The following is a 26,291-nucleotide window of genomic DNA, read 5'->3' as shown; positions in this document are numbered from 1 at the left end:
TGAACTAAAACCCTCTTTCCTTCTGCCTCCTGCCTCCTGCCTCCTGCCTTATCCTGACGATAAATATTCACAACTACCTATTTACGCCTAACACAACGCCAGTTGCTTCAAATCTCTTAACCCGCAAGCCCGCACTGGCTCCCCTACAATAATTTTATTTTTACTTTATTAGGACTTACGCAAAATATAACGAAAGTAGCGGTAATACCCTGCGGGAAGCCGCTGTGCGTCTACATGAATTACCGTTACGCAAGAATAAGGCTTTTGGTCACATCTTGCGTAAGTCCTGTTTATAAATAGTCTCTTATTGCCTGTTCTTATTACCTGTCAAAACTACCGACTGCAACACAGTAAAGTGCAGCATGATGCTTTCCATCAATGCCTAAAATGGCGTTCAGACTCATATCATGGAATCCCCCGATACAAAGACTGCCAAAGCCTAATTGCACAGCCATTAGGCATATATTTTCACCTTGATGGCCAGCTTCCAAAAGAGCAAAGCGATAGCCACGGGCACCGTATTTGCACATAGATCGCATGAAAACAGATGTGAACACAAACACAGCATTGGCATTCACAATATAATCCTGTTGCAATAGGGGTTCTACAAAATCTGTGGGTACTGCATTACTAACCCGATGTAGACCGTGACCGCGTGGTTCATAGTGATATAATCCAGCAGCTAGACCTTCTACTGCTTGGGTGGATACGAAAACTTCAATCGGATAAAGTCCTCCCGCAGAGGGAGAGTTGCGACCTTCAAAGAATTGACCCTCCACTTGACGCAGACCGTTGATTCCGCATCCGGCGTCGAGCAGTTGAGCCAATGAGATGAGTGGCATAACCTTATTCTCAAACGATCGCACAGAAGAACGTCCTTCCAAAAGCTCAGTTAGCGGGTTATTGCGCGGTGCTTTCGGAAGTTCGAGAAAAGGAGCCTCCGGCATATACCGCAGTTGAGTAGCCGGAACACGCTTGACATAACTTTTAGGCACTGGGGAGTTTAAATGATACAGAAGAGCTAGCTCCAGAGGTTCTTTATCTGTATACATTACTTTAATTTTCTCACGTTAAATTAAGTGTTTACACTATGAAAACTTACACAATAACTCTCTAAAACTCTTATTTCTCCGTGCCCTCTGCGTCCTCTGTGGTACCCTTCCCTTCGGGACGCTCTGCGAACGGGAAGCCGCTATGCGTCTACGATTTTCCCTTAAGCCATAGGATGCGGACAAGGATTGAGAGCATCTTCTGTACGTTTTCCGCCGTAACCCAGCTTTTCTGGAACCTCGAACAAACGTTGAGTACCTAGTGGTTCTTGTCCATAGCCGAAATATATAGGGACTAGTCCACTGGCTAAAGTCCGCACTACTCGAAAACCAAGAGGCCTGATATCAGAGGTTGTAATCTCGACTAAATAAGGTTCAACATTGGCTGAATGCAAGCTAACAATCAGCGATCGCAATTTCTCTACCTCTAGTTGAGATGCGTAAGTTGGTAAATCTTCAACATTGAGGTTTTGGTCATGGTTAAATAAGAAGTCCAACTCACCCAGTCGAGCGGTTGTATAGAAAAAAGCACTGTGATCCTCCAAAGATTCTATATCACTATACTGATTGAGATTAGCCCCAGCGCCCCCAGCCATACGTTCTATGTCGCCAAAGCGGGATTGGCAAACTTCAAAAATCGCTTTGCGAAGCGCCGTTGGCCCATCGAGATGGCATCCCAGACCAGTTGCAACGGCTGGAGTTTTGCCGGAGCGATCGATTAACATGGCCATCACAACTGGGACTTTAATATCAGTGGTCAAATCGAAGGTAACTAGCTCAATTCCAAATCTGGCGTAGTGGCGTGCAATTTCCGTCTCAATTCCTGGTCGGTGGTCGAAATAAATGCGTGGAACAGGTAAGCGGTTTAACCATGTAATTATAAAAGCATCGCGCTCAATCAACTCACACAAGCCACTGTAGGCAGCAAACTCAAGAGTTGGGCCGCTAGCCATGCCATTAGAACTGACAGGTAAAATATAATCCCCTGGTAGATCGCTATGCCAATCAAAATAAACCAGGGATGCTGGGACTAAAACTTCTTGGTTAGTTGCCAGAGAAAAAGCAGCAATCCACGAAGTCTGCATTGCTGGATCGAAAGGTGCAAAAGGAAAAGTTGGGTCAGAATATTGTTTGTCAGAAAACGAGAAAAAAGCTGGAGGAGGAACTGCAACATCGCCTAATTCTTCGTAGCTACTGATAACGATTTGGTGGCGATCGACAATGCTGCCGCAGTAGCGTTCTATAGCTTCGCCAACAGCACCAAAAATCGCTTGTTCATCAGTCATACCCCTGCCTACGCCGTAGCGTAAATCATCTTGCTGTTTGTGAAGCTGAAAATTTGCTAATTCGGCCTGCCACAAAACTGGCAACTCAAACTCTGTATAAGGCTTGGCGAACCTATCTATGGCTCGGATAATTCCAGTATGGGGGCTGACTAAATCGCGCCAGCGTGGACTAGCGATCGCTGCATTCACTGTGTTCTCTCCTGCCCCGAACAATGGGGACAACCAGGTTTTTTTAGTACAACGTTGTGAGTCAGTTTTGTGCCGATCAAATCGAGATGCAATAATTTTCCGTCAGTGGCCATGGGCAAACCGAGCAACATCTTGATTGCTTCCAGAGCCAGGTAGCTACCAACTAACATCTGCCCTATGGGCAAGTTTTCTCGTAGTCGTGGTTGAGAACGGCGTTCACGGTTGAGAAACTGCTCAATTGCCAACTCAGCTTCCGGAAGTTTCGCACAGGCCATAGCCCGCATCCGATAACACAAATAGCAAGGGCCATCCTGAGAAAAGACCAATGGACCGATAGTTCCTTCAACACCAGCAGTACCGCCTGGGAGCAATGGACGCTGCATTTTCAAGCATAGTCTGTTCAAGCGATAGGCTAAATTGACTGATACTGCATCGGTGGCGACAACAACCAGGTCAACATCATCAAGCAAAGTATTTACTGTTTCATCGTTAGTTAAAGAATCTGTTACAACTTCTGTTCGGGTGACTCCTGCCATCGCCTCGATTTGTCGAGCTGCTTCCACACCTCGAAAAGCACCGATTTGATTCAATACCGAGCCTGACATCATCAGGGAATCGGACACCACTGTGCAAGCATCATCGCACAGACGGAGAAAACCAATACCAGCACTAGCTAGATTCATTGCTGTTACCAGCCCTGAACCTGCGAGTCCGAAAACAGCAATTCTAGCGTTGGTTAAGTACTTCTGGGCATCTTTTTGCTCAAAGCCTAGCTCATGATAAAGAGCGATCTGAGGGAGTAAATAAGCACGACTATCTAAATCGACTGTATCTTCTAAAATGTCTTCTACTAAGCGATTATCCATCAAAAACTCTAAACATTGATTTAGTGAAGAATCTGTCAACTTTTCGCCAATGGCAGTACGTATTTCTCCTATTGTTCGGGAGCCGTCTAATAAAGGTAAAACAATCTTTTCCACATCGTGCAATGCTTGACCTTTTACTGCTAGTGTTCGCCGCGTCGTTTTGAATATCATAGTTTCTTCGTCATGACAATCTGGTGGCATAACGCGAACAATGATATGTTCTAGTAGACGCAGGCGGCGATCGTCGTTTAATTTCATAGGCTTTTCAAAAGGCTGTTAACTGTTGACTGTTAACAATCAACAGTCAACAGTCAACGCGAAATTCCATCACCTTTAAGAGGCGGGATGAGCTTAATTAGTATCCAAATCCGACCTCATCATTGTCTTCTATGACACCAGATACTGTTTTGTCACCATTAAATCTACATCCGCCACATCCGCCACATCCGCCACATCCGCGACATGGTATGCATCCGCGACATGGTATACATCCGCCACATCCGCCACATCCGCGACATCCGCCACATCCGCGACATCCGCCACATCCGCCACAACTAGCAAACCATCTTTGTTGAATGGTAGACTCAAATTCTCCTGGCGTTGCTAATTTTTCTAAAGCTGCTATTTCCTCATCAGACAACAGAAGTTGTTCTAGTTTGTCTGCTTTGTCTATCAGACGCATTTCTACTGTTTGTTGAGTCGGTGTTTTTTGGGCAAGCATGATTCCTTACTCCTTTTAAGTTCAATTCATTAATCTGTCTGTGAATGTGCATTCGATTTCCGGAAAAAGTTTGATGACGTTTTTGAGTCAACTAAATCTTCACGGAAGAATACGTATTTAAAGAAGTGAGTAGGAAGGAATGACCAGAAGATGAGACAAAGCTTAATTTTCAACTATCATCCCTTGGCAGGTTTAGCTAACAAAAGCTAAGACTCTAGATAAGAGTCTCACTCATCTACAAAAAGTCAAAATAAGTTGCTTATCAGTAACGTGGACTTACACATGGATATGTGCCTCAAAATCTTGTGTTTATACTAAGTTGCAGTCACAGATAGTAACTTGGTTTCGGAGTAGGGAGTGAGAATATTCTGTTGAAGCAGAACTTAGTATTAGAAAAAATTTTGCTGTAATCAACGTCACCAATAGTGTCTCTTTTGAGCCTTTAATTCTTATAACAATATCTTCTTCTAAAGCTTTTTATTCTTTCTCAAGAGGTATATTGTACTATGGATAACAATTTTGTTCTTTACTAAGTAAGATGGCATGAACTGTTGATAGCAATAACAAAAGCGATAATATTGCTTTACTTATTTAAAAAAATTCTTTAATATAACGTAATTTGAGAGTTAAAGCTAGTTTTTCAATAGTAACGATTAGACTATTGAAAAATGTGGCTCTATTCATTTATGAATATAACTTTAGTCAAGTAGTAATACTACGATTATACGTAGAAGATTATCGCAAAAAGTTAGTTTGGGCTAAATATATTATCAGGCTTTAACTCTAGAGCTTATATTTATGCGATCGCCTTAGGAAAAATAGCCATACTACGATTATAAACAGGAGATTATCGAACAACAGCAACTCAAGCTAAATATCTCCTCAAGGTTGAATTCCAGAGTTGATATAGGTTGTAGGCTATTTTCATAGAGCTTTAAATTCTTTAGGGCATAAACTTTAATTATTTTTGATATATTCATACCCTAGAAATGGAGATATAAGTTGATTGGGAGTAATCAAGTGAGAGATAACAGAATCCAACCTTTTTGAAATTAGAGAAGTATCTAAATAACAAATCAGGTTTAATTCATGAGCGATTTCAGAGTTGGGTTTAAAGACTACACTAGAGCTTTATTTCGTTCTCTGCCTTTGTTATGGACAGCAGCACCGAAGGAAATGCTTTTTTTGATTGCTGTCACTTTGTTACAGGGGATTCTTCCTGCTATCAGTGTTTGGATTACTAAACTAGTGGTAGATACTGTAGCAACAGCATTAACATCCGGCAAAGAATTAGGTAATGCAATCTTGTTACCTTTAGTAGCAGGATGGGTGGGAGCTTTATTATTACAAACGCTTTTGTATCCTTGGATATTCGCACTCCAGGGAAATCTCAATGATAAGTTAATGGCTCATATCAGCTTATTGTTAATGCGTAAAGCTGATACTTTTCCAGACCTGAGCCGTTTTGAAGATTCTCAGTTCTATGATGAGCTACAACTTCTCCAAGAACAAATTAACTATAAGCCGTTGAATTTGCTGAATAATTTGGTTGAATTAGGTCGATCTTTGGTGACGTTGATAGTTATTGTTGGACTACTAGCACCCCTAGCTTTTTGGATACCATTTGTAATAGCGATCGCAACTATACCTCAGATAGTGGTTTCTTCTCAGTATGGCAAAGCTATTTGGCTAACTTTATTTGAAAACAGTCCTCACGCGCGGAGGATGCAATATTACACTTCGGTGATGCTCACTGACACCTATGCCAAAGAAATCAGGTTATTTAAGCTAGGTTCGTTTTTTATGGAGCGTTACCTGCAAGCATTCGAGTCTTTACATCAATCTATGCGTTATCTCAGGGGCAAGCAAGCATTTTGGTCATCTAGCTTAGCTATTTTGAGTACTTTAGGAAATGGTTTTTCTTTTTACTGGGTGGTAAATAAGGCTTTTAAAGGAGATTTCACCCCAGGAAGCGTACTTCTGTTCGTACAGTCATTGACTTACTTTCAGAATAATTTAGAAGGATTTGTTGGTAATTGGCTGGATTTGTTTGAGAATGTTCTCTACATGCAGAAGTTTTTCAATTTTCTCGATAGCCCAATTTCAATGCCATTGAGCATACCTGGAGAGAAAATACCAACTCCCATTCGCTCAGGTATTACTTTTGAGAAAGTTGACTTTTGCTACCCAGATGGTCGGCTGGCTCTCAAGGATATTTCTTTTACCCTTTACTCTGGTCAAACGGTAGCGATCGTAGGCGAAAATGGAGCGGGTAAAACTACTCTAGTTAAGCTGTTGACGAGGCTATACGATCCAACCACAGGAAGCATTCTAGTGGATGGCATCGACCTGAGAAATTTCAATTTAGAACAGTGGCGGCAGCAAATTGCTGGAGTTTTTCAGGACTTTGGACACTATGCGCTGACGCTGGGAGAAAATATCGCTTTAGGAAACCTAGCTGCTTTGGAGTGTCCAGATATTCTAAAGTACGCGGTTGAAAAAGCCGATATCGTCAAACTAGTCGAGCATTTTCCCACAAAGGAGGATACACCACTGGGCAAGCAGTTTGGCGGGACTGAACTTTCTGGAGGTCAATGGCAAAAGTTAGCTCTAGCTCGTGCTTTTGTCCGCAAAGAAGCCCAATTATTACTCTTGGATGAGCCGACTGCTGCACTCGATCCCCGTAGCGAGTACGATCTTTATCTTCGGTTTATTGAGCTAGCTGAGGGCAAAACTACCATTCTCATTACCCACAGATTGGCTTCAGTGCGGATGGCTCACCGAATCCTAGTTCTCAAAGCTGGACGTTTAATTGAGGATGGCACTCATCAGGAACTTTTGGAGCGTGGAGGCGAATATACCGCGCTGTGGAATATGCAGGCACAACACTACGGGATTTCCGACCAGCAGTAAAGATCGTGAATCAGACATTTACAAAGAAAAATGGCGTTGCAGAATAGTGGAATGTTTAAATCCCAATAACCGATTCTCGATTGAGGTTTATAGAAATCTAAAGAAAGTATTAAGAGGATACCCAGAGAAAATGGGTAAAAATTGGGTAGTTACCCCCTATTTTTCAGCAAACCATTGAGCGATGATTATGTGTATAGAAAAGCGCTGGCAAAGATTTTTAGCTGGCATTTAATAAACCGGATATAAAAACAAAGCCCTGGATTTTTTCAGGGCTTTTTAAATTATAGATATTGGTATAAAATTGCTTGATGCTTAGACGAATAGGAATACTATTCAAAGGGAGTAGCGATGTCTAATATTGAGAACAACAAAATAATAGCTCGACGCTGGATTGAACTTATTAGCGAACATAATATTGAAGATATTTGTGAAATGACTGCTCCAAATTGGAAAATGCACGGTGGTTTACCTGGGCTTTCCCCAGGGCCTGATGGTGTACGTCAACTATTTGCTTCATTTGGAGATATTGACCAAAAATGGACAATTGAAGATGTAATTGCTGAAGCTGATAAAGTTGTTGTGCGTGCAACTAATACTTGCACCCAAGAAAGTTTCTTCGGCATACCTGCTCGTGGTCGTCAGCAGACGTTTACAGCTACTTTCATTCATCGGATTGTTGATGGGAAGATAACTGAAACTTGGCGAAACGCTGATGACCTCGGACGAGTTCTTCAACTTGGTGCAAGAATTGAACCAACAGACCATTAATCCTCCATCGGCCAAGTTTTCGATATCTAATATCTAATAAGTCTGGAACGCTCTAAACCATTTATTCAAAACTGTACTGATGGTTTTCTTAATTTGATGCTTGCGGTTCCACTTTTGGAATGCGATTTCGTATTCTTCGCCTTTAATTTGAAAGGTATTCCAGACATCCAGCCCTACTGGTAATCCGCAGAATAGTAAAATATACAGCGACCAAGAAATTCCACCACCAGCGATTAAATCGACAAGTATCAAAAAGCCATTGAAAATTGCATAATTGCCTAGACGCTTTTGAAAGCTTCTCTTGCGGTAAGCGTCAAAAGCTTTTCGTTGTTGGGCTTGGCCTTGTTGGAGTAACCAATCGCGTTCTGCTGATTTTAAAGATTCAGGTGAAATTTCTAACTCAGCAGCAATTTCTAATATCTGTTCGTAGGAAAATTCTGTGTCTTTATCATCAGCTTGACGAGCGATCGCTAGATTGAGAATTTGTTGTACATCTTCTTGGCTATAAGAGCGGATGCTTTGAGGTTCAAAGGCCGTCATAATTCTTTTTCTGAGAAAATTTTCAATAGGAACTTACTTTTCGAGAGATTTTAACTAGCTAAGCCAGTACTATTTGCATTATTCCTAGATTAACAAATTTATCGCAATCCTATTTGAGTTGTGAAAAAGATTGGCTTGTTGAATGCTGACTGTTGAGTGCCAACTGTCAACAAGCTCATATGACTACTATATATGCCGTAGCAGATCTATTAACTTTGAACTTTTGGTTGTTGAAAAGCGTAAATATCTTGAATAACTTGTACCCAACCGTTAGCGACAGATTCGAGAATGCGATCGCCTTTTTCTTTAGTTGCGGTTGTCGCGTCACCAATGACTCCACTTTTGCTAATATCTCGCGTCACCCAAGCCACAGGTAACTTACCCTCCCAACTCAGTAAACTACTTTCTGTCTGTTCTGGCGGATACTCTGCAACAGCTTTTTCTAGCTGCACTTGTTCTGGCAACAGCGATAACATAATACTAGTTTCGGCATCTCCGGCGTGCATTCCTAGTGCTGCTTCTTTGGGTGTTAATAATTCTTTAGTAATATGAGGAACACGCCAAGTAAACAGCGGAAATACCAAAAAATCATCATACTGAACGTGTAAATCTCGCGCCGCCATTTGCATGACTTGAGGTTGTCCGCCGTGGGAGTTCATTAACACCAATTTTCTAAACCCAGCACGGTAGATACTTTCTCCTACTTCCATAATGATTGCCGTCAGAGTTGCCGTGCTGAGGGTAATTGTGCCGGGAAAATGCCAGTGTTCGTTAGATTTGCCGTAATAAAGGGTTGGTAATGCATAAGCCGGAATACTGACATCAAGCTTTTCCAACGCTTTGCCCAGTACGCCGACACCAATAGCAGCATCTACAATTAAGGGCAGATGGGGGCCATGTTGTTCAATTGCCCCTACTGGTTGGATGATAACCACATTTTCCTTGTTTGGCATTGCCTGGATGTCAGTCCAACTCAGGTAGGGGAAAAACCGTTTTGGGGGAATGAAACTATGCATATTGAAATATTTATATTTTAGGGCATTGGGGACTGGGGACTGGGGATTGGGGACTGGGGGAGATGGAGAGATGCAAAGAGAAGGAGACAACCAGACAAGGTGGAAAACTTGGAATAAGTCTTTTGTTTCACCTTGTTCCCAATTCCCTTTGTCCCCAGTACCCAGTCCCCAGTCCCTGAATATGAAGACTCTCCAAACATCGGGATATTACTAGATGTAGCAGAGCATAATAACGAAATAACAAGCTGTGACAGGGATGTAACTCAATGGTTGAAGAAAATGGATCGATTCGTACATTGTCCGTTGATATTGGCGGTAGTGGCGTTAAGGCGATGGTTTTGGATATTACGGGAAATCCAATAACTGAAAGAGCGCGTTTAGATACGCCACAACCTGCTACACCTGAGGTTGTAATTAATGCAATTGTTGTGTTAGCGGCGGCTCAAGGTGAGTTTCATCGGGTTTCGGTGGGTTTTCCTGGTGTGGTGCGGTGTGGAGTCACGGAAACAGCGGTAAATTTGCATCCAGATTGGATTGGCTTTGATTTGGAAACAGCATTATTCAAACGCTTAAACAAGCCTGTACGGGCGATTAATGATGCAGATATGCAAGGGTTTGGGGCGATCGCAGGTAAAGGTGTAGAATTGGTGATTACTCTGGGTACGGGGTTTGGTTCGGCTTTATTTGTGGATGGGAAACTGGTGCCAAATATGGAAATGGGGCATCATCCATTTCGCAAAGGAGAGACTTTTGAGCAACAACTAGGACGCGCAGAGTTAGAAAAAATTGGCGAGAAACGATGGAATAAGCGTTTACAAAAGGCGATCGCATCTTTGCAACATCTGTTCAATTATGATTATCTATACATTGGTGGTGGTGAAGCCGTAAGAGTGAATCTTCAATTACCGTTAAATGTGAAACTTATCCCCAATATCACTGGTTTATTAGGCGGTATTGCTTTGTGGCGAGATGAAAAAAGGTAAAAAGTTTTGCCATATCCACAACTGAGTATCCTCAGTACAGTGTTTCGTTAATTCCTAGCAAATTCTTTTTGCATAAAGGCTCTGCATAGCTTTGCGTTGAATTTTTAACCTTCAATTGATGATGAATTTACGCAAAGCTCTAATAACAAGTAAAGTTTATAAAACCAGATAATACTGGCACAAGCAAGATGTATCAATCAATATTATCTTGATTGATAAAAAGTTTATAACCCCCTCTAAGGGAGGACAAATTATTGAGAATCAAGAGTTTATCATTGTTGCCAAATACTACACTCATGAAGGCACAAAAAATTAACTCTCAAAATCCAGTAGTATTTTGGCTTGCAAGGTAAACATGATAAGGCAGCATCAGCATACCAAGCGTGAGCCAAAGATGACTAGACAAATTTGTTTGATAACATTCCCATGCGATCGTATAGTATGTTATTGTCTAAACCGTTGATTTAGATAAGATATCTTACAAGTTGATAGCTTGATAAAAGATAAAAAAAGCACAAAGGCTAATAATATTAGTCTAATTAGGCGGAATGGGAGGTACAAAAAATATTACATATAGCAGAACTTAGAATTAAAAGTCAAAATTGGAAAGGAAAAGAGGCTTTCTAGTTGGCTACCAGACTAATCGTTGTGTAATTGACTTTAGTTAAATCTGCTGTGTGTGAAAAAATCACTAGATGATTTTTTATTGGAACAGTATGCAGTATCCCGGACAGCAGTACTGTTGTTTGTTAAAAGAAATATTGGTTTAACTAAAATGAACGACAATGACTGAAATTGGCCTGATGATGACGGGCGTTTTAACAGCAAGACAAGCATCTGGGCCTAATTTGCCAGAACAGCAATTATTTCAGAAGGAAAATGACATCAACGAGTCAAAGCAGAGTCACTTACAAATAAATGCTCAAGTCACACCACCTGAATTCATGCAAACAGATGTCAATTTGCACGCTTCTGTCAGAGCGATCGCCCTAGAAAAAGAACATACAGTTCAAAAAATTAACAAAAAGAATCAGTTTCCACCTTCTCCTGGTTTAGCACAGCCTCAAAAGTATTCTCAGTCCGTAGGGAAAAACCGTGCAAAGTCTGGGGGAAAATTCGATAAATTTGGTACTCAGCCTCTACCAACCCTCTATTTTGGTAGTTCTGGTGTTGCTGTCAGAGCTTTACAACGGCTTTTGGTATCTAACGGATACACCGTTAGAGTCGATGGAATTTTTGGAGCGCTGACGGAAACTGCTGTCAAAGCATTTCAAAACCAGCGGAACTTAGCAGTGGATGGAGTCGTTGGTCAACGAACATGGCGGGCGTTAACAATTTAGTTAAGAGTTGGGAGTTGGGAGTTATAAAATTTTCATTATTTATAGCTTTTTAACTCCTCACTCCTAACTCCTCACTGATTATCGGTACTTATGCTGCTCCAGTAACTGTTGCGCTCTTGGCTTGTAAATTAAATAGAATAAAGCCTCTATATAGCGCAACAAATCTTCCCGATTTTCCTTGGAAGTAAAGTTCCAAAAGCCATAAATTCGTGCTAATGATAACAGCTTGCTGGTATGAATTTTCCAAGTATAGGTACTGTAAACTCGCTCAATGGCTCGCTGGGAAATTTCATTCCAATACTGAGAATTTTGGTCGCATTTAGTGACAAAATCCACAATTCTTGCTGCTGTCTCTTCTAAATTTGTCGGGTTAATGTAAAAGCCATTAACCTTATTCTGAATAATTTCTAACGGCCCGCCAAACTGTGTGGCAAAAGTCGGTAATCCTGAAACCATCGCCTCTAAAATTGTTAAACCAAAAGCTTCAAATAAAGCTGGTTGCACAAAAATTCCTTGGCGATCGGCAATCACTCGGTAAATTTCACCAGAATCAGTTTTAGATAACCGCACACCTAACCAGCGAATTTTTCCGTGGAGATTGTATTCGTCAATTATGTGGTAAAGTTTGGCAATTTCATCACGTTCTTCGTTATCGTCGGATTCCTCTACACGCAACTTACCCGCTACCAAAATTAAGTTGCAATGCTCTTGTAATTCTTTACTTTGACCAAAACATTCGGCTAAGCCTGTGAGGTTTTTGATGCGGTCAAGACGCGCCATTGAAAACAGAGGACGCTTGTTAGGATCGTCAAGTTTCCCAAAGATTTGGCTGGGGTCATCTAAGGTAAAGAGCATTTCTGCAAGGCGCTGGCGATCGCTTTCTACTCTATCTTGAGTCCGCGTGTAGGGAAAATAGTAATTTTCGTTGACTCCAGGCGGTACAACATTAAATTTGGGACTGAATAATTCAATGCCGTTGGTTACATGATATAACTCTGGCATGGTGAAGCATTTATAGGATTCGTACTGTCCCACACTATCCGGTGTTCCCACAATTTCTTGGTAGGTGCTGCTAATAATGAAATTGGCAGCATTCATCGCAAGTAAGTCAGCTGTAAATTGCAACGAAAAATGATATTTATCCTCTAAATCTTGCCAATAAAGGTTACTAAACAAGTATTTAGATTTTTCCAAAGCATGAGCAATATTACATTGCGTGACTTTCATCCGCCGCGCCAACAAAAATGCTACTAAATTTCCATCAGTATAGTTACCAACTATTAAGTCGGGTCTACCTTGAAATTCTGCCCGCAATTCTCTTTCAGAGTCAACGGCGAAAGTTTCGAGATAAGGCCAAAACTCAAATCGGGAAATCCAGTTTTGAGTCATGTTAGGATTAAATTCCCGCAGAGGTACTCGCAAAATCCAGGCATTTTCTGTGCCGTGAACTTTTTCTAGTCGCTGATTACAAAGGGTACCATCACTATTAGGAATCAAGCGGCTGAGAATAATCACTTTTGGCTGGACGTTCAATCCTTCTAAGCCAGCTAATAAAGCGTCTTCTTGCAGCTGTTTTTCTAGACTTTTTGCTTGATCGAGGACATAAACCACCTGACCGCCAGTATCGGGACGCCCCAAAACACCCTCTTGACCGAACCATCCGTGGGCTGACACAAGGACGATTCTAAAAATCATCGGAACGCGAGAAATGAAGGCTTCTAAAGTCTGGGGATCGGGAGAATCAATCAATTCATCGAGAATATTTAGGGTGTCTCGCACGCGTGCTGCGGTATTACCCCAACCCGGTTCAAAACCCATTGTTTGCAACTGGAATCGGAATTTTTCATAGGGTTCATCATCGGGGCGATCGTTAACAAAACTGATGGCTTTCTTTACTTGGTCGGAAAGTTGCTGCTGGGATTGAATGCGATCGTTTACCAACAATTGCACGCCATTATATTGGTGCAAGCGCAAGAAATTCAACAAGCTTTCCAGTAATTGTTTGGAGTCTTGAAATATTTTGCTGGATAGATAGCGGTTGAGAAATTGTACCCCCTTACCGATATTTTTCGGGTCGCGGATGACTGGGGTGTAGTCATAAAACGGGCCGAAATCCAATTCTAGCAGGTCGCCCTCGTTAGGATGATATTTGTTTACCAGGCGATCGCGCAAATCGAGTAAATCCTGCACCGTCATCTGCTCAATGCTCAAGTCTGACGTTAACCAATAGACTTCTTGACTGGCAATTTTAGAACGGATGATGAAACAGAAGTTTGAGTCCTCTTGAATAATTTCCTGAGTGTAGTAAATGAGTTTACCTAAGTCAGATGTAGTGTGAAATGCCTCAGGTTTCTGGTACTTGGAGCAATATTCAGCGTATACATTGAGTATATCATTTCGCAGCAAGTACTTCTTTTCTTGTTGACGTAATTCACTAATGAAGGAACGCAAATCATTTTTTTCTTCACTATCTAAGACTGCTTGCAGCAATTCAGACATGGCAACTCCAGTGGATGACGATGTTTGCATTGTTAACTTTCAGTAGCTTTTGTTTAACTGCACAGAAAAACAAAACGACACAGATAAATATGGTTTATCTGTGTATCTACGAGTATCTACTTTTCAGCAGTACTGAAATTATGTTCTACTTTACTTAAAGTATCTATTACTAAGTATTTTTGTCTCTCACTAAAGGAATACAATCGTTATTTCTTTTGATAGAGGTTGTTAAATAACTGATACAATCATTAGCAAACCAACTCTTATTATATTTGCAATTTGTAATAAATTTTCTCTAGTTTGTGAATTGTGGAATTCCTATAACTATATTCTTCAAACTGCTGAAACAAAAGTTATTCTTTTCCCTTAAACCTTAATCTTGATTTAAACTTAAATGAATTAAAATCAACTTTTGACTTAAGTTCAACTCATCTTAATTCAGCCTAGCTATAATTTCAGCATCAAGATTTTTAAATCAGGTCGATTGATATGGCTGACAATACACATAACTTAACATCTTCTGACCACAGTATAGGCAACATTCTGATTATTTCTTTGCTTGCTTTGTGTGGTTTGACTTTTATCATTCTTCTAGGCATCTTCTAACAGTTGAAAGTCCTTTACAAAACACAATTCTCAAAGTTGAAATTCCCGATTTCTCAAAAGAAGTCGGGAATCTCCTGTTTATGTAGATATGTATTAGCGATCGCTTTCAAAGAAAACTTTTTGATTTTAAATAAAATATTTAGATCATATTAACTACTTGGGCAGTAAATCTTAAGTAGTAGCGTGGCAAGGCTAAAATATTGCATTAACGAACCACAGAGATGCAGAGAACACAGAGAAATGAAGAAGATTTATACTCTTTTTTATGCCCCAAATTAGATTTTTAAGATAATTGAGATAAATCAATGTTTTCGCCTTTTTTTTATTGCACTATTTTAGTCTTGCCACGCCACTACAATAATTTTATTTTTACTTTATAAATACAGGATAAATCACCAGCATCGATTTCTACCAAATCGGGAATTAGTAGCATTTTGATAGCATGGGAAATATCCACCCCTGGCGGAGCATGTTCAGCCAAAGCCATTGCCACGATCGCCAAATGCCAAGAATCTTCTGCACTATTTTATTGACGCGAACCGTCAGCTAGTAACGTTTGGCGGAGTATTAATTTCAGGCGATCGATTTAGATAATGAATTGAATGTGTTGAGTCAGACGGTTAATGGAAACAGGAATTTTCCAAAAATTTTAAAATTACCTGTATTGTACCTAAGCAAGTAAATTTGCTTATATACATGTAATTACTTATAAGGTAAATTAATGGATATCCTGATTTGGTTTTGCTGGCCTTTTAAGTCTATAAAGATGAAAAGGGCGAACGATGGGACTCGAACCCACGGATGGTGGTACCACAAACCACTGCCTTAACCACTTGGCTACGCTCGCCATTAGACAATTTGAATTATAACAATTTTTTGGGAAGCGAGCAAGACTTTTTGTTCAAGGAACGGATGAATTGCATTTAGAGTCTCTGGAATCTAACATTTATAATGACTTTCACTTGGCAAACATGAAACAGTTAACCATCATCGCGTATACTGGAGCAGCAGCAGGACTCGCCGCCTTAGGTGTGACAATGGCGAAGACTAATCCCGGTCAAGTTGCCTATGAGGAATATGCAGTGCAACGGCTGGCAAGCTACTTGAAAACCGATGTATGTAAAAAAACTACGAATTTCATCGAAAATTTAATCCGCTTTAATTGTGAGAAGTTAGTCGATCAAGCTAACCCGCAAATGCAGGAAATTATTAATAGAACTACAGAACGGCAAAATTATATTTTTTTTAGTATCTACCGTACAGATTTACAACTAAGTTCTTGGGTACCTTCTTACAAATTTGAAACTGTGGGAGCTTTCGATCAATTTTATACATTCACTGCGGAACAGCAATAAGGCAATAGGCAAGAACATTTATGCTGTAAAGTTATTACTTATTGATATATAGTTATGGCGATCGCTAGTTCCTTGTGAGGTAGAATCTGGGGACTGGGAGAATAACTCAACACTCAACACTCCGAATACCCAGTCCCTCGCGTAAAATATGAAAACTGGTTACTGAAAGTTTAAGCTTGCCTATGTCATCTGCATATCTATTGGTATCTCATGGAAGTCGCGATCCGCGCCCAGAAGTTGCTATGCAGGAACTCGCAAGGCTGGTATGTGAGAAATTGGAAAAAAATCACAACCAAGCAAATAGCGAACATCTGGTAGGTATAGCTGCTTTAGAAATGAGTCAAAAGCCTTTACACCAGCAGATTAAAGAATTTGCCAAGACTGCTTTTGGCGTTGACAATGTCTCTGAAAATCGAAATCAACTCAAGATTCTACCGCTATTTCTGCTGCCAGGAGTCCATGTAATGACGGATATTCCCGGCGAAGTAGCTTTGGCACAAGAGGCGATTGGTGAAGATATGACGATTGAATTGCAACCATACTTGGGTTCTCACCCAGATTTGAAAAAATTGCTCTTTAAGCAAGTTGCTAAAATAGAAGCACAAGCATGGATTCTCTTATCTCATGGTAGCCGTCGTCCTGATTCTCAAAAACCAGTGGAAGCAACGGCGGCGAGTTTGGGAGCGGTGGTTGCTTATTGGTCTGTACCTGGTAGTTTAGAATTACGGGTGAAAGAGTTGGTTGCTGCTGGTTATCGGGAAATTGCAATTTTGCCATATTTTTTATTCGCAGGTGGAATAACCGATGCGATCGCCGCCTCAATAGAAAAGCTAAAATTACAATTTTCGGCAGTGAATTTCCACTTGGCAGAACCTCTAGGAGCAAGTGCAGAATTAGCCGATTTAATTTGGGATTTAATAAACAAATGAACCCCACAGTCACACAGAGGAACAAATATTTGGGAAAAGTTTATTTAGTAGGTGCGGGGCCAGGAGATCCAGGGCTAATAACTCTCAAGGCGAAAGGTTTATTAGAATGTGCAGATGTGGTCATCTATGATGCTTTGGTGAGTCCAGCAATTCTAGCAATGATTAATCCTCAAGCCGAGCAAATTAACGCTGGTAAGCGCAGAGGTAAACACTCACTGTTGCAAGACGAAACTACTCAACTGCTGATTGATAAAGCCCAGGATTATGCAATTGTAGTGCGGCTAAAGGGTGGCGACCCTTTTATTTTTGGTCGTGGTGGCGAAGAAATGGTAGAATTAGTCAATGCTGGAATTCCAGTTGAGGTTGTGCCTGGTATCACTTCGGGAATCGCTGCTGCTGCATACGCAGGTATACCGTTGACGCATAGATTGTATAGTTCTTCGGTAACATTTGTAACTGGACATGAAGCAGCAGGTAAATATAAACCCTTAGTTAATTGGAGTGCGATCGCCCACGGTTCCGAAACTGTTGTGATTTATATGGGAATTCACAATTTGCCTTACATTGTGGAAGAATTAACTAAAGCTGGGTTGAATTTAGAAACGCCCATTGCTTTGGTACGCTGGGGTACCCGCCCAGAACAAGAAGAATTAATTGGGACATTGGAGACAATTGTCCAGCAAGTCGAGGAAACAGGATTTGGTGCGCCGGCGATCGCAGTAATTGGACAAGTCGTGAAGATGCACGAAATTTTATCTGGTTGTCGTCCAGTTTGATGATTGGTGCAAGGCTACTGCACTAAATAGTAAACAAAAAACGGCGTTGCAGAATCAGAATATGAAATGCCAAAATTACCTTTCCTTTTCTTTGTACCTTTGCGCCTTTGCGACTTTGCGTGAGACAAATTCATATTTTCAATCAGCAACGCCCAAAAAACTATATATATCTTACCTGATTTTGCATTTCCTCTGCTGTTACTTGATTAAGAATAACTAACAACCTTTGTGCAATTTCTTGAGGTGAACGGCGAACAGCAAAAATTACACCATAGTGTGTCTGTTCTGACGCAAAGTAAGTCTGTACAAGTTCTTCAAAATCAGTTCGATTGTGTGTAACTAGCGTTCTTGTTTGACTTACGGCATAAGCAAGTTGCTCTGCATCGCTAGCATGAAGTTGTGCTACATCACGTGCTGCGATAATATCAAAGCCTCTTGCTCGGATTAAGTTTGCCACCAAAACATTAACATCTTCATCTAAGTACAGGCGAATAAAAAGGCTATTCACAAATCTTTAACTAATGGGTCAATTAGCTCATCAGCAATTCGGTTAAGTTTGATGTAATTATTAATTTCCTCTTGGCGATCGCTATAATAACTCAATGCACTAAATACTTGCGCCAAGGTCAGATGGGGCATTCCTATTGGAATTTCTTCCGGGGCGACACCCATACGCCAAGTTTCAACAATTGCTCTTACAGGTGTACGAGTTCCTTTGATAATCGGTTCCCCACCTAGAATCTGATTATCTCTAACAATGTAAAGATATTCCGTAGCTTGAACCATTGCTGTTTTCAGAAATTATCATCACATTTTATTGTATCGTTTAGTGTTTTCCTAAACAATTGCATTCTTAATATCATCAATCAATTCATCAATTCTGGATTTAGTTGTATTCCAAGAACATACAAAACGCGCTCCTCCCACACCAATAAATGTATAAAATTGCCAATTTTTGGCTTTTAAACTATGAATAACTTGTTCGGGTAATTTCACAAACACTGCATTGGCTTCTCTAGGAAACATCAAGTCAACGCCTTCTATATTTAATAGCTGATTTTCTAGATATTCAGCACATTGGTTGGCATGTCTAGCATTTTTTAGCCAAGCACCAGTTTCCAATAAACCCAACCAAGGAGCCGAGATAAACCGCATTTTTGAGGCTAGTTGACCTGCTTGCTTACAACGATAATCAAAATCTTCTGCTAATGCTTTATTGAAGAAAATAATTGCTTCACCTAATGCCATTCCATTCTTAGTACCACAGAAGCACAACACATCGACGCCAGATTTCCAACTAATCTCAGCAGGGCTTTTATTCATCGCCGCAACTGCATTGGCAAAACGAGCGCCATCCATATGAACCTTTAAATTATACTTTTTGGCAACTTCTTTAATTTGCAGAAGTTCTTCAATAGAATATAAGGTTCCTAATTCAGTTGATTGTGTAATACTAATAACTTTAGGTTTGGGATAATGAATATCATTACGCCGAGTAACAACTGCCTCTATAGCTTGTGATGTTAACTTGCCATTTTTTCCTTGAGCGAGTAGCAGTTTAGAACCGTTAGAGGCAAATTCCGGAGCGCCACATTCATCTGTTTCAATGTGTGCTGTTTCATGACAAATAACACTGTGATATGACTGGCAAAGTGCAGCTAAAGATAAAGAATTTGCGGCGGTACCATTAAAGGCAAAAAATATTTCACAGTCAATTTCAAAGAGTTCCCGAAAATAATCTGCGGCTTTTTGAGTCCATTCATCATTTCCATAGGCGGGAACGCTACCCTGATTTGCCCGAATCATATATTCCAGGGCTTCCGGACATATACCAGAGGAATTATCACTTGCAAACTGTTCTGAAGGGATAGTCATCATCTCTAAGTTGATTTTTATCAGTATTTTTTCCAATGTTAGTGAATATTTCTGCCACCTGCCAACTTAAGATGTTGATTATACAAGCGTGATATTAGCGGTAACGAGCATTCAGCCTGTGCTTGATGCTTCAGTTGAATTATTGATTTGCTAATGTCCAGAGAAAGCTAGCGTCTGAGTTTCTCATCACTGAGACATTCAATTACTTTGGGGCATTCAACTACTAGGTGTTTTGGTCAACCTGATATTGAGGTATTTTGCGATGTTAAACCTTTTAACTCAATATTGTGCTAAAAAAATAAAGTTTGCTAATTAAAATACTAATCATATACCGATCGCCTACTACACAATCCCCTGCCAATAACTATGACATCACTATCGAGCATATTTGTCCTTTGTAATTTGTCAGACAATTTTCGATTTGAGATTCTGGATTGACTTACGGCTCAATCCGCTGACTCTGCAAAATCAAGGAATCGTTGGTAATTTATCCTTTGTCATTTATTTGTAGTCCGTTATTATTTGTCAATTACCAATAAATAATGACTAACGAATAATGACTAATAACTAATATATAGACAAGGGTTAATCGCGTTTCTACTAATGACCAATAACTAATGATTAATGACCAATGACTGAACCATTAATTGAACTCAAAAGTGTTTCTAAGTCCTTTGGCAGCCATAAAGTTCTAGATAATGTAGATTTGACAATTTACCAAGGAGAAGCGCTAGGAATTATTGGCCCATCGGGGACTGGTAAATCGACAATTTTACGGGTAATAGCGGGGTTACTGGCTCCTGACGAAGGAGAAATTTATGTTCAAGGAGTGCGAAGAGAGGGTTTGATTGAGGATGGCGGCGAGTCAGTTGGAATTGGTATGGTGTTTCAACAGGCGGCTTTATTTGATTCGCTGACTGTGGAGGAAAATGTGGGATTTTTACTTTATCAAAATTCCAAGTTACCGCGATCGCGCATTCGAGATTTGGTAAAAGAAAAATTAGATATGGTAGGCTTGTCGGGAATCAGCGACCTTTACCCAGCAGAACTTTCTGGGGGAATGCGAAAACGAGTCAGTTTTGCCCGTGCGATTATGGCTAACCCCGATAATCCTAAAGAAGGTGCAGAAGTTTTACTCTACGATGAACCAACAGCCGGACTCGATCCCATTGCTTCAACAGTAATAGAAGATTTAATCCGCTCTTTGCAATGTACACATGGAGTCTGTAGCACTTATGCTGTTGTTACCCACCAAGATAGCACTATACGCCGTACAACTGATAGACTTATATTTCTGTATGAAGGCAAAGTACAGTGGCAGGGTACAGTTAGTGAAGTATACAGCACAGAACATCCTTTGATTAAACAATTTATTAGTGGAAGTGTCGAAGGGCCGATTCAAGTCGTGGGTTAAAAATTTAGGAGTGAGGAGTTGAGAGTGAGGAGTTGAGAGTGAAGAGTGAAGAGTTAAAAATAAAAAGTAAAATTCAACTTATAACTCTAACTCCTAAATCCTAACTACAGACGCTATTAATAGCATCTCTACTCTTAACTTTTAACTTATAACTAATTATTGGATGGAGGGAAAAATGCGAGGTTTCATGACAAGCCGCTTCGCTTCTGGGCGAACATTTAGAGAAGGTTCTGTGGGATTGTTACTCTTACTAGGACTTGGGGTATTTGGAATACTCTTTCTGTGGATAAATAGATTAAATGCTACTAGCGGTACATACAAAGCTATTGTCGAATTTGCTAACGCTGGCGGAATGCAGAAGGGAACACAAGTTCGTTATCGTGGCGTTAAGGTAGGAAATATTTCCCAAATAAAACCAGGAGCGAATGCCATAGATGTCGAGATTCAAATTGTCCAAAGAGACTTGATTATTCCCAGTAATGTAGTGATAGAAGCTAATCAAAGCGGATTAATTAGCGAGAGTATTATTGACATTACACCAAAAGCAGCGCTTCCCACTGGGGTTGCGATCGCTAAACCTTTGGATAAAAATTGCGATCCGAGCCTGATAGTTTGTAATGGCTCTCGATTAAAAGGTCAGGTTGGCATCAGTGTTGATGAACTAATTCGCAGTTCAACTGAACTAACCAATGTATACAACAATCCCAAATTTTATAAAAATGTCAATGGAGTTTTGGAAGCTACTACAGTTGCAGCAACCAGTTTTACAGATTTAAGTCAAGATTTAAAAGCTTTAGCTAAAAGTTTGCGACAACAATTAAATACATTTTCAGCCACTGCTAATTCAGTGCAACGGGCGACTAACCAACTTAATGTATCTGCGACTGAAACAGTAGATCAATTCGGTACAACTGCAATTCAAGCAAATCGATTGTTGACCAATCTAGATAATTTGTTGACAACAAATCGTGCTTCCCTGGTTGGTGCGCTGAACAATATTACCGAAACCAGCAATCAATTACGTGTTACAGTTAGTAGCCTATCACCAGCTGTCAATCGCTTCACTAAAGGAGAATTATTAAACAATTTAGAAGCCCTTTCTAATAATGCAGCACAAGCTTCAGCTAATTTACGTGATGCTTCTAAAGCTTTAAACGATCCCAAGAATATCGTAGTCTTGCAACAAACTTTAGATTCAGCACGGGTAACTTTTGAAAACACGCAAAAAATTACATCTGATTTGGATGAATTGACTGGCGATCCTACTTTCCGGCAAAATCTCCGGCAACTCGTAAATGGTCTTAGTAGTTTAGTATCTTCTACACAAAACATGCAACAACAGGTGCAGGTTGCTACTACTCTAGATTCAGTAAAAGCTGCTGTGAACAAACCAAATAATATAGTTCGTACCCCAGTAGTCATTCCAGAGCAAGTATCGCATCAAAAACCGCTTTTAGAGTTGCCTTTACCGGAGATAGAATCTCAGAAAAATCCTAACGTTTATGCAATTAATCAACCTCCAACTCTTGAAACTAGTACTACGAACTCTCAATTAATTCCTAGTCAAACTATGCCGAACTCGTCCCAAGAAAATCTTTTGAGACAGCTGCGGGAATATGGCAAGCAACGCGAACAATTGAAGACGGAAAAATAAGCAAATATAGCAATAGTGATTGCTATTCATTGCGATATTGATTCTTCTGCCAACAATTCTGATGGCGGTTCAGCTTCAACTAAATTTTCAGAATCAGCAGGTTTAGAAAAATCCTCTAGCGCATCTTTAATAAAGCCGGCTACAGGTACAGCGATTAACAAACCTAAGACTCCACCAATATTAGTACCGACAAGCAAAGCAATTAATACCCATATTGGTCGAATCCCAGTAAATTTGCCTAAAAGACGAGGTGCGATCGCCTGATCGATCAACTGGTCAACTACCACAGCTAGCACAAAAACTTTCACTGCTAGCCAGAAGTTATGTGAAGCGATGATTAAAGTTATTACAACAAGACTGACAACATCACCAAAAGGAATTAAGCTCAAAAGCCCAACCCCCAAACCAAATAGCAAAGCAAACTGGACTTGAAAAATTAAAAATATTAATGTTTCTGAAACTCCCATCAGCAAAGCCAAAGTCCCTTGACCAATCAAGTAATTTTGGAAATTTTGCTGAATAGACTGGCTGACTTTTTGAGCAAAATTTCCAGGTAATTTCTTAAATAATCCTTCCCAGATTTTCGGCCCATCTAACAAGAGATAAAAAGTCAGCACTATAATAATTAATGCCTCAGATATATTATCAATCGTATCAATAATAATACTTAAAAGCTTGTCTGAAATAAACTCTAATTCATGGGGCAACTGCTCAGTAAATTGTGTTAATAATTGTCTGAAATTTACATTTAATTTATGGCTAGAAAACCACTGATTTAAAATCTCTAGTTTTTCTTCGCTAGAATCAATCCATTGGGGAAGGACTTTAGCCATCTCATTAAATTGCTCTAACACAATAGGTAATAAAATAATACCCATCGCTACGAAAATTATCGATGCTGTTATAAAAACTAAAGCTACTGCATAGCTGCGTTTAACACCTCGCCGTTGAAGAATTGAAACAGGGAAGTTTAAAATAAATGCCAGCAAAGTAGCCAATAAAAGAATTGTCACCACAGGTTGCAAACTTTGAAAAAGCCGAGATGCTAACCAAAAATTGAGAAAAACTAAAGGAAATAGTAGCGTAAAAATTAGCCATCTAAGTAGTTGATTGAGCGAAAAATTCATATTTAATCAATTTGGTAAAACGACAAAATCTTTCCCTAATCTTCTCAACCCAGCCGTTACTCTAATCCTAATTTTCAGTAAAAGCTAAAAACTGCTCATCATTTATTCTTCCTGCTTGATATAGAGTATTGGTAATTTCCGAAATAGTTAAAACCGCATAACTGCGATAACCATTTTGCTGTAACCTATCTTTCACGCCTTGTTCGTGGTCGATAAATACTACAATGTCATTCACATTTAATCCTGCTGATTCTAACTTTTCTGCTCCTTCCATCACACTTTTGCCACTGATGAGAATATCATCAACTACGACAACTGTTTCACCAGGATGAAAATTACCTTCAATTACTCTTCGAGTTCCGTGGGCTTTTACCTCTTTGCGGGGAAAAATCATCGGACAATTCAGGCGTAAAGCTAAACCAGTTGCAGTTGGCAAAGAACCATAGGGAATACCTGCTAACCTATCAAAATTGAGATGCTTTAAAATCTCCTCATAAGCAGTGAGAACTTGATTGAAAACTTGGGGATTAGAAATAATTTTGCGTAAATCGATGTAATAAGGAAATACGGCTCCTGATGCTTGGACAAAATTGCCAAACATAATGCAGCCAATGTCATACAGTTGTAAAATCAAATCCTGTTGGGGATGCTGATTTAGTAAACAAACATCAGAGAACCACACAGAACAAGTAGAGTTTTCGTGAATAATTTCAGTTTTAATTTGATTAATTTCTGCGCGTAAAGATTGAATCTCTTCAGATAATTGTGAGCTTCCCAGCATATCTTGAGGAACAGGAATCAGCAAACCATCACCGTTAGTATTCAAGCCGGCTTCTAAAATTTGCCTCAGGTTTGCTCCCCCCGCCCAAATACTACGCGCCATGATAATCCTTTCAGGAGCAACTGCTCGAATACCAGCCAAAACTCCAGATTTTGTAGTTCCCACTTCCAAACCCAATTGTTCTGGAGTACCCCAGTTTTTTGATTCTTTTACTATCTGCAAATAAAGAGGTGATTCCTTTGTTGGATACTGTTGTAAAGCTTCTGCCCCTGGATTAGAAGTACAGCATAAAATAAACACTGCTTTATCAGGATAAATCAAAAAAGGTACTACATGATCTTGTCCTGTATAGGGGCTGAGAGTGATTGCATCTACTTGCCATTCTGTAAACACAGTGCGAGCAAAAATGCTACTTGTATTTAAATCACTATGTTTAGCATCTAAAATAACTGGGATGTGACATGGAATAGCTGCTAAAGTTTTGTGTAGTAGTTCTAAACCTGGAATACCTAGCGCTTCATAAAAGCCGAGTGTCGGTTTATAAGCACAAACAAAATTAGATGTTTCAGAAATAATGAATTGTAACCACTCCCACAAACCAGCAATGATATCTTCAGATTGATAACGAGTAGGCATCATCTCTGGATTAGGATCGAGTCCTACAAATAGTAAGCTTTGATTTTGCAAAATATTTTGATTCAATTTATCAAAAAAATTCATATTTTTAGAAGTGTAAAAAGGATTGGTATTGAAATTTTAGAAATAATATTTTTTCTACATAACCTATATAAATATAAAGAGAATCAACAGAACTCCCCAGTTCTTAATCCTACTCACAACTATCTAAATTCCTGCAAACCATTCGTAACCTTGATCCTCCCAGTAGCCTTTAAAAGGCGATAAATAACTAGTGAGTGTAATTTGAGTCACCCATTTACTTTGCTTGTAACCCAGTTTAATTGGTGAAGCTAAACGCAAAGGCGCACCATTTTCTACTGGCAAAGCCTCACCATTTTTTTGATAAGCTAATAAAGTTTGGGGATGTAACACTGAAGCGATATCCCAACTTTCATAGTAGCCATCAGCTGATTTAAAGTAAGCATATTGGATATTTGGCTTAGGTTGAGCAAGGGCAATAATTTCTTGCAAACGTACACCGCCCCATTGAACGATCGCAGCCCAACCTTCCACACAAATATGGCGAATAATCATTGAAGTCAGCGGCAAATTTTGAATTTCTCTCATGCTGAGGTTAAGAGGATTGTTAACCTCACCATCAACAATTAAACGATACTTTTCTAAATCAAGAATGGGATTATATCTGAAGCTATTAACTATCAAAGCTTCTGGTTCAATCTCACTGAAAGAAAATTCTGGTACAAGCTTTTGTGGTTGAAATATTAGCTTTTCTACCTTTTGATTGAGTGGTTCAGAAAGTTTACCCACAACATCTTCAAAGATTGGCGTTCCACAGCCACCAAGAAGAAAACTTACGCCGGAAACTCCAGATATTTGTAAAATTTTCCGGCGTGATAATTGCGGAGGTTTGACACGAAATAAGTTCATAATTCAAAATTTAATATTTTTAGCTTGTCTTTTGTCCT

General features: G+C 39.8%; 22 protein-coding genes, 1 tRNA gene and 1 pseudogene. 9 read left to right on the top strand and 15 right to left on the bottom strand.

What is annotated here, in order from left to right:
- Positions 1 to 320: 320 nt before the first annotated feature.
- The 4 genes from H6H03_RS06900 to H6H03_RS06885 form a co-directional block, all read right to left on the bottom strand.
- A complete protein-coding gene (locus H6H03_RS06900) occupies positions 321 to 1,052 on the bottom strand; it encodes a SagB/ThcOx family dehydrogenase (protein WP_190954406.1) in 732 nt (243 codons plus the stop codon).
- A gap of 161 nt (positions 1,053 to 1,213) precedes the next feature.
- Positions 1,214 to 2,557 carry a YcaO-like family protein gene (locus H6H03_RS06895; protein WP_242057772.1) on the bottom strand — a complete coding sequence of 448 codons (1,344 nt, stop codon included), beginning with the start codon at positions 2,555 to 2,557 and terminating at the stop codon, positions 1,214 to 1,216.
- On the bottom strand, positions 2,521 to 3,648 hold the full coding sequence (locus tag H6H03_RS06890; protein ID WP_190954405.1) for a TOMM precursor leader peptide-binding protein: 1,128 nt from the start codon (positions 3,646 to 3,648) through the stop codon (positions 2,521 to 2,523). The genes H6H03_RS06895 and H6H03_RS06890 overlap by 37 nt, the downstream gene beginning before the upstream one ends.
- A gap of 97 nt (positions 3,649 to 3,745) precedes the next feature.
- Entirely contained in the window at positions 3,746 to 4,111 is a 366-nt protein-coding gene (locus H6H03_RS06885; protein WP_190954404.1) for a hypothetical protein, read from the bottom strand.
- 1,089 nt (positions 4,112 to 5,200) lie between these two features.
- On the opposite strand from H6H03_RS06885, the gene H6H03_RS06880 reads away from it, so the two are divergent.
- Positions 5,201 to 7,024, top strand: coding sequence for an ABC transporter ATP-binding protein (locus H6H03_RS06880; protein WP_190954403.1), 1,824 nt, complete (start codon positions 5,201 to 5,203; stop codon positions 7,022 to 7,024).
- 348 nt (positions 7,025 to 7,372) lie between these two features.
- Positions 7,373 to 7,792 (top strand): ester cyclase, encoded by a 420-nt coding sequence (locus H6H03_RS06875; RefSeq protein WP_190954402.1) that lies wholly within the window; start codon positions 7,373 to 7,375, stop codon positions 7,790 to 7,792.
- Between the two features lie 33 nt (positions 7,793 to 7,825).
- Here the strand turns inward: H6H03_RS06875 and H6H03_RS06870 are convergent, their stop codons facing one another.
- Together H6H03_RS06870 and H6H03_RS06865 are read right to left on the bottom strand one after the other, a co-directional pair.
- Positions 7,826 to 8,332 carry a 2TM domain-containing protein gene (locus H6H03_RS06870; protein ID WP_190954401.1) on the bottom strand — a complete coding sequence of 169 codons (507 nt, stop codon included), beginning with the start codon at positions 8,330 to 8,332 and terminating at the stop codon, positions 7,826 to 7,828.
- 209 nt (positions 8,333 to 8,541) lie between these two features.
- Positions 8,542 to 9,348, bottom strand: a complete 807-nt coding sequence (locus H6H03_RS06865; protein ID WP_190954400.1) for a creatininase family protein — start codon at positions 9,346 to 9,348, stop codon at positions 8,542 to 8,544.
- 266 nt (positions 9,349 to 9,614) lie between these two features.
- Here H6H03_RS06865 and H6H03_RS06860 point away from each other — a divergent pair, with 266 nt between their 5' ends.
- Positions 9,615 to 10,331: an ROK family protein gene (locus H6H03_RS06860; protein ID WP_190954399.1), complete on the top strand. Its 717-nt coding sequence runs from the start codon at positions 9,615 to 9,617 to the stop codon at positions 10,329 to 10,331.
- Positions 10,332 to 11,116: 785 nt separating this feature from the next.
- Positions 11,117 to 11,671, top strand: coding sequence for a peptidoglycan-binding domain-containing protein (locus tag H6H03_RS06855; RefSeq protein ID WP_190954398.1), 555 nt, complete (start codon positions 11,117 to 11,119; stop codon positions 11,669 to 11,671).
- A gap of 78 nt (positions 11,672 to 11,749) precedes the next feature.
- Here the strand turns inward: H6H03_RS06855 and H6H03_RS06850 are convergent, their stop codons facing one another.
- From H6H03_RS06850 to H6H03_RS06840, 3 genes and pseudogenes are all read right to left on the bottom strand, one after another.
- The gene (locus H6H03_RS06850; protein ID WP_190954554.1) at positions 11,750 to 14,170 is read right to left on the bottom strand and encodes a sucrose synthase; all 2,421 of its coding nucleotides are present in this window, start codon (positions 14,168 to 14,170) and stop codon (positions 11,750 to 11,752) included.
- Positions 14,171 to 15,128: 958 nt separating this feature from the next.
- Positions 15,129 to 15,290, bottom strand: a pseudogene (locus H6H03_RS40155) (HD domain-containing protein); the annotation flags it as partial.
- A gap of 260 nt (positions 15,291 to 15,550) precedes the next feature.
- A tRNA-His gene (locus tag H6H03_RS06840) sits at positions 15,551 to 15,623 on the bottom strand.
- A gap of 124 nt (positions 15,624 to 15,747) precedes the next feature.
- On the opposite strand from H6H03_RS06840, the gene H6H03_RS06835 reads away from it, so the two are divergent.
- The 3 genes from H6H03_RS06835 (at position 15,748) to cobA (ending at position 17,836) form a co-directional block, all read left to right on the top strand.
- Positions 15,748 to 16,131: a DUF4359 domain-containing protein gene (locus H6H03_RS06835; RefSeq protein WP_190954397.1), complete on the top strand. Its 384-nt coding sequence runs from the start codon at positions 15,748 to 15,750 to the stop codon at positions 16,129 to 16,131.
- A gap of 182 nt (positions 16,132 to 16,313) precedes the next feature.
- The gene (locus H6H03_RS06830) at positions 16,314 to 17,060 is read left to right on the top strand and encodes a sirohydrochlorin chelatase (RefSeq protein WP_190954396.1); all 747 of its coding nucleotides are present in this window, start codon (positions 16,314 to 16,316) and stop codon (positions 17,058 to 17,060) included.
- Positions 17,057 to 17,836, top strand: a complete 780-nt coding sequence (gene cobA, locus H6H03_RS06825) for a uroporphyrinogen-III C-methyltransferase (RefSeq protein ID WP_190954395.1) — start codon at positions 17,057 to 17,059, stop codon at positions 17,834 to 17,836. Before H6H03_RS06830 ends, cobA begins: the two co-directional genes overlap by 4 nt.
- A gap of 160 nt (positions 17,837 to 17,996) precedes the next feature.
- On the opposite strand, the gene H6H03_RS06820 is transcribed toward cobA, so the two are convergent.
- The 3 genes from H6H03_RS06820 to H6H03_RS06810 are packed head-to-tail and all read right to left on the bottom strand — an operon-like array spanning position 17,997 to position 19,711.
- Positions 17,997 to 18,344, bottom strand: coding sequence for a DUF5615 family PIN-like protein (locus H6H03_RS06820; protein ID WP_190954394.1), 348 nt, complete (start codon positions 18,342 to 18,344; stop codon positions 17,997 to 17,999).
- On the bottom strand, positions 18,341 to 18,622 hold the full coding sequence (locus H6H03_RS06815) for a DUF433 domain-containing protein (RefSeq protein WP_190954393.1): 282 nt from the start codon (positions 18,620 to 18,622) through the stop codon (positions 18,341 to 18,343). The genes H6H03_RS06820 and H6H03_RS06815 overlap by 4 nt, the downstream gene beginning before the upstream one ends.
- A 51-nt stretch (positions 18,623 to 18,673) precedes the next feature.
- Positions 18,674 to 19,711: a threonine aldolase family protein gene (locus tag H6H03_RS06810; protein ID WP_190954553.1), complete on the bottom strand. Its 1,038-nt coding sequence runs from the start codon at positions 19,709 to 19,711 to the stop codon at positions 18,674 to 18,676.
- A 631-nt stretch (positions 19,712 to 20,342) separates the two neighbouring features.
- Here H6H03_RS06810 and H6H03_RS06805 point away from each other — a divergent pair.
- Both H6H03_RS06805 and H6H03_RS06800 read left to right on the top strand, forming a co-directional pair.
- Positions 20,343 to 21,125, top strand: coding sequence for an ABC transporter ATP-binding protein (locus H6H03_RS06805; RefSeq protein ID WP_190954392.1), 783 nt, complete (start codon positions 20,343 to 20,345; stop codon positions 21,123 to 21,125).
- 175 nt (positions 21,126 to 21,300) lie between these two features.
- Positions 21,301 to 22,779, top strand: coding sequence for an MlaD family protein (locus H6H03_RS06800; RefSeq protein ID WP_190954391.1), 1,479 nt, complete (start codon positions 21,301 to 21,303; stop codon positions 22,777 to 22,779).
- 26 nt (positions 22,780 to 22,805) lie between these two features.
- On the opposite strand, the gene H6H03_RS06795 is transcribed toward H6H03_RS06800, so the two are convergent.
- The 3 genes from H6H03_RS06795 to H6H03_RS06785 form a co-directional block, all read right to left on the bottom strand.
- Positions 22,806 to 23,906 carry an AI-2E family transporter gene (locus H6H03_RS06795; RefSeq protein WP_190954390.1) on the bottom strand — a complete coding sequence of 367 codons (1,101 nt, stop codon included), beginning with the start codon at positions 23,904 to 23,906 and terminating at the stop codon, positions 22,806 to 22,808.
- A gap of 67 nt (positions 23,907 to 23,973) precedes the next feature.
- Positions 23,974 to 25,407 carry a bifunctional orotidine-5'-phosphate decarboxylase/orotate phosphoribosyltransferase gene (locus tag H6H03_RS06790; protein WP_190954389.1) on the bottom strand — a complete coding sequence of 478 codons (1,434 nt, stop codon included), beginning with the start codon at positions 25,405 to 25,407 and terminating at the stop codon, positions 23,974 to 23,976.
- A gap of 123 nt (positions 25,408 to 25,530) precedes the next feature.
- Positions 25,531 to 26,253: a molybdopterin-dependent oxidoreductase gene (locus H6H03_RS06785; RefSeq protein WP_190954388.1), complete on the bottom strand. Its 723-nt coding sequence runs from the start codon at positions 26,251 to 26,253 to the stop codon at positions 25,531 to 25,533.
- Between the last annotated feature and the right edge of the window lie 38 nt (positions 26,254 to 26,291).

Origin of the sequence: Nostoc paludosum FACHB-159 (assembly GCF_014698835.1) — a bacterium.
GTDB lineage: Bacteria > Cyanobacteriota > Cyanobacteriia > Cyanobacteriales > Nostocaceae > Nostoc > Nostoc paludosum.
This window is presented reverse-complemented; position numbering and strand designations above follow the sequence as displayed.